We start from the raw sequence: 4,025 nt of genomic DNA on the forward strand, positions 1-4,025 counted from the left end.
CTGAAATAACCGCGGTAGCCGACGCAACCGGCCACCGGGAAACACCAGGTCTTGAGCGTCAGCGAAAACTCGGGCGCGGCCGTCACGTTCCAGACCACCGCGTTGCGCTGCAAATCGGCATAGCGCTGGTAGCTGGGGTTGTCCGGCAACTGCAGCTCTGTGACGGCGAATCTGCGAATGCGCTGCGCCAGGGTCAAGCGCTTTTTAAGCAGCGCCGGGGTTTGCGCGTCGTCCAGCCACTCACCGATCGGGCGTGCCGCATTGAGCATGCGCATGTGGCCGCTGGCCGATTGCCAGTAGTAGCCCAGCGTAGAGCAACCCGTCAGGCCAAGCACCATTAACGCCGTCACGCCAGCGGCCAGTGCTGTGCCCCGTCCTGTCACTGTCCGAGCCCTGCCAGTCATCCGCTTCACCCGGTTTGGGGCTCCGCCTGCACTTCAACCAGGCAGTCGTAAAACACCGGCCCGCGCCCCATGTCGGTGAGATGCTGACTGGTCAGCTGGTTGACGTTGCTGCCGTCGAGGCCGAACTTGCGCCACCAGATGCCCATGCCGTTGACGACGCCGGGCCGGGCTCGGTTTGAGACCTGCGCCTTGACGCGGTATTCGCCGCGCTGGTTGAATACTGTGACGATGCTGCCGCTGCTGATGCCGCGCGCGGCGGCGTCGCGCGCATGGATTTCGAGCCGCGGCTCGACTTCGAGATCGCGCAGGCTTTTGACATTGACGAAGCTTGAATTGAGAAAGTTGCGCGCCGGCGGTGAAATCATGGCCAGCGGAAACTGCGCTGACGAGCCGGCTGCTTCATGGTTGGGCAAGTGGTCGGGCAAGCCGTCCAGGCCAAGCGCGGCCAGCCGTTCGCTGAAAAATTCGCAGCGGCCCGAGGGCGTGGGAAAGCGTCCTCCGGCAAACGGTGCTTCGGGCAGCTTCAGGGCGGCAAAGCCCTGGTCAAGCAGTTCGCTGAAATCGACTTTGTCGCCGAAGGCTGCGCGGCAAAGCGTTTCGTCATCATCGGAAAAACAACTTTCCGTGAAACCCATGCGAGTCGCCAGTTCTCGAAAAATCTGCGTGTTGGGTTTGGCATGGCCCAGCGGCGCGATGGCCGGGCGGTTGAGCAGTACGTCGGTGTGGCCATAGGCACTGTGCACGTCCCAGTGCTCGAGCTGCGTGGTGGCGGGCAAGACGTAGTCGGCGTAGTCGGCGGTATCTGTCTGGAAATGCTCCAGCACGACGGTGAAGAGGTCTTCCCTGGCAAAGCCCTGCACCACCTTGCCAGACTCGGGTGCAACGGTAACCGGGTTGCTGTTGTAAACGATGAGCGCCTCGACTTTTGGTCCGAAGGAGGGGGAGCTTTCGCGCAGCAGATCGTCGCCTATGGTAATCATGTTGATGGTGCGCGGCTGGCGGCCGGCCAGCAGCTCTGGCCGCTGCAGCGCCGCCCGGTCCACCGGGAACTGGCCCGAACTGCTGAGCAGTACACCGCCGGCTCGGTGCCGCCAGGCGCCAGTCAGCGCGGGCAGGCAGGCTACGGCGCGCACCGCATTGCCGCCGCCGCGCACTCGCTGCATGCCGTAGTTCAGGCGTATGGCAGCGGGCTGCCGGTTAACGAAGCACTGTCCATAGTCGCGTGCCAGCGACCTGATCTGTTCGACCGGCAGACCGCACACAGCGGCTGCGCGTTCAGGGCTCCATTGCAATGCGCGCTCGCGCAGTGCCGCCCAGCCCAGCGTGTGCCGTTCGATGTAGTCGTGGTCCAGCCAGTCGTGGCTGATCAGCTCGTGCATCAGTGCCAGCGCCAGTGCCGCGTCGGTGCCGGGCAGCAGCGCAATATGCTCATGGCATTTTTCGGCAGTTTCGCTCTTGCGCGGATCAATGCAGATGAGTCTGGCACCGTCACGTTTGGCCTGTTGCGCATAACGCCAGAAATGCAGGTTGCTGCCAATCGAATTGCTGCCCCAGATGATGATGAGTCTGGCCTCGGCAAAAAACTCCACCCGCATGCCGACCTTGGCGCCCAGCGTTTGAGTCAAGCCTTCGCCGCCCGCGCTTGAGCAGATGGTGCGGTCCAGCAGCGAGGCGCCGAGCCGGTTGAAAAAGCGACCAGCCATGCTTTCGCCCTGCACCTGGCCCATGGTGCCGGCGTAGCTGTACGGCACGATGGCCTCGGGGTTGCGCGCCGCGATTGCTTTCAGGCGTGCGGCGATGTCGCTCAGTGCCGCCTCCCAGCTGACGGCCTCAAACTTGCCAGCGCCCTTGGGCCCGACGCGCCGGAGCGGCTGCAGCAGCCGCTCGGAGTGGTAAGTGCGTTCGGTGTAACGGGACACCTTGTTACACAACACGCCGCCGGTTTGCGGATGGTCGGGATTGCCCTGCACGCGTGTCGCCACGCCGTTTTCCACCGTGGTAAGCAGGGAGCAGGTGTCGGGGCAGTCATGCGGGCAGGCGCCGCGCACCTGCACTGGCACTGCGCCAGCGCTCATATCGGATGCGCCAAGTGAAAGGATCTGGAGATTGCTCATGATTCAACTCTATAGGGAATTGGCGCAGCGGCAAGAAGCGGTGGTGGAAAACCCGACCGCAGTGAATGAATTTTTCGCGCTTGCTGGATTGCGCCGTGGACCAATGGACGCTTTCGCCTCGTTCCCTTTTCTGGCGAACTTATGGAAATTGTGTAGCGAGGGTAAAAGCATGATTCTGACCGCCAAAAATGTTCCATCAGCTCCGGTGCCGCCTTGCTGGCCGGTTTCAATATTGCGCATGCGCATGCGCATGAGGAGGCCGAAGGCGGGATCATGCCGGTCCAGCCGGCCGCATTCACCGGCTCGGCCGCTCAAATCGGCGTCCCGTTTTACCAGCGAGCGAAAGTATATTTTGACCAGGTCAACGTTCAGGAAGGCTTCGCCTGGCAGCAGATTTGAGCCCGCAAGCCCGGCGATGGTTATGAGCCGGTGGGCTGTGTCGGGAACACCCCGGCGCCAAGCCGAGCCGGGTGTCGCGGATTGCCGGGCTTGAAAGCATAGGCAGCCAGCTGTCTGGCGGCTTTGCCGTGTCGTTTTTGGCAAGCGACTAGGTGGCTTCGTATTTCGTAGCGTGGTCCGTGCTGACTGGCGACGGTTGCGTGCGCACCTGAACCCGGTCAGCCGATGGTTTGCGTCGCGGCCAACCCGCGCATGAAGGCTTCGCAACGCGCCAGTTGTTCCAGGCTGACGAATTCGTCGGGCTGATGCGCCTGACCGATGCTGCCCGGGCCGCACACGACGGTCGGGATGCCGGCGCTTTTGAACAGGCCGGCTTCGGTGCCAAAAGCGACCTGCGTGATCCGGTCCTCGCCCGCCAGGCGCTGGGCCAGGCGGGTCACCGCGTTGGCCTCGGAGCCCAGAAAGGCCGGCACTTCGCAAATCGTTTCAAAGCTGAAACCGGCCTCCGGCGCTATTATTTTCATAGCTGACTGAAGCCGGTTTGCATGGACTACAAGTTCTTTTTGCATCAAAAGTGCATCTGCCGTGGGCAGGTTTCGGAATTCGTAGCGAAATTCGGCATCGCGCGGCACCACGTTGTCGGCAATGCCACCATGGAACTGTCCGACGCTGGCGGTGCTGAAGGGCACGTCAAAGCCTTCGTAACGCGGTTCATCCGCTTCAAAGCCCTCGGCCATGTCGCGCAGCTTGCCGATCAGGCGCGCCGCCATCTCGATGGCATTGACCGATTGCGGCGTCAGTGAGGAATGAGCCTCCTTGCCGCGCACGCAGCATTTGTAGCGGTAAACGCCCTTGTGGGCCGTTGCCGGCACCATGCTGGTGGGCTCGCCGACGATGCAGGCCAGCGGCTTGATGCCCGCGTCCTTCATGTCGGCAATCAGCTCCTTCACTCCCATGCAGCCAACTTCTTCGTCATAGCTCAGCGCAAGATGCACAGCAAACGGCGCGCCGCTGTTTAAAAAGTCGCCGGCATGGGCTAACGCCATGCCGATAAAGCCTTTCATGTCGCAGCTGCCGCGGCCGTAGAGCCAGCCGGCGCGGCCGGGGG

4 protein-coding genes are annotated in these 4,025 nt (G+C 62.7%); 1 reads left to right on the plus strand and 3 read right to left on the minus strand.

Annotation, left to right across the window (positions count from 1 at the left end; translation table 11 throughout):
- Positions 1–338 (minus strand): aminopeptidase (locus HHJ19_RS17640; RefSeq protein ID WP_296909163.1); only part of this gene is annotated, 338 nt, incomplete at its 3' end.
- A 71-nt stretch (positions 339–409) separates the two neighbouring features.
- A complete protein-coding gene (locus HHJ19_RS17645; protein WP_296909164.1) occupies positions 410–2,479 on the minus strand; it encodes a molybdopterin oxidoreductase family protein in 2,070 nt (689 codons plus the stop codon).
- A 252-nt stretch (positions 2,480–2,731) separates the two neighbouring features.
- Between HHJ19_RS17645 and HHJ19_RS17650 the strand changes: the two genes are divergently transcribed.
- Positions 2,732–2,917, plus strand: coding sequence for a hypothetical protein (locus tag HHJ19_RS17650; protein ID WP_296909161.1), 186 nt, complete (start codon positions 2,732–2,734; stop codon positions 2,915–2,917).
- Between the two features lie 218 nt (positions 2,918–3,135).
- On the opposite strand, the gene HHJ19_RS17655 is transcribed toward HHJ19_RS17650, so the two are convergent.
- The coding region (locus HHJ19_RS17655; RefSeq protein WP_296909162.1) for a M20/M25/M40 family metallo-hydrolase at positions 3,136–4,025 on the minus strand (890 nt) is incomplete at its 5' end.

Origin of the sequence: Polaromonas sp., assembly GCF_012927415.1 — a bacterium.
Lineage (GTDB): Bacteria > Pseudomonadota > Gammaproteobacteria > Burkholderiales > Burkholderiaceae_C > Polaromonas.

Excerpts from the sequence above, each read along its gene's own strand:
- HHJ19_RS17645 (WP_296909164.1), bottom strand. The coding sequence starts at position 2,479 with ATGAGCGCTGGCGCAGTGCCAGTGCAGGTGCGCGGCGCCTGCCCGCAT.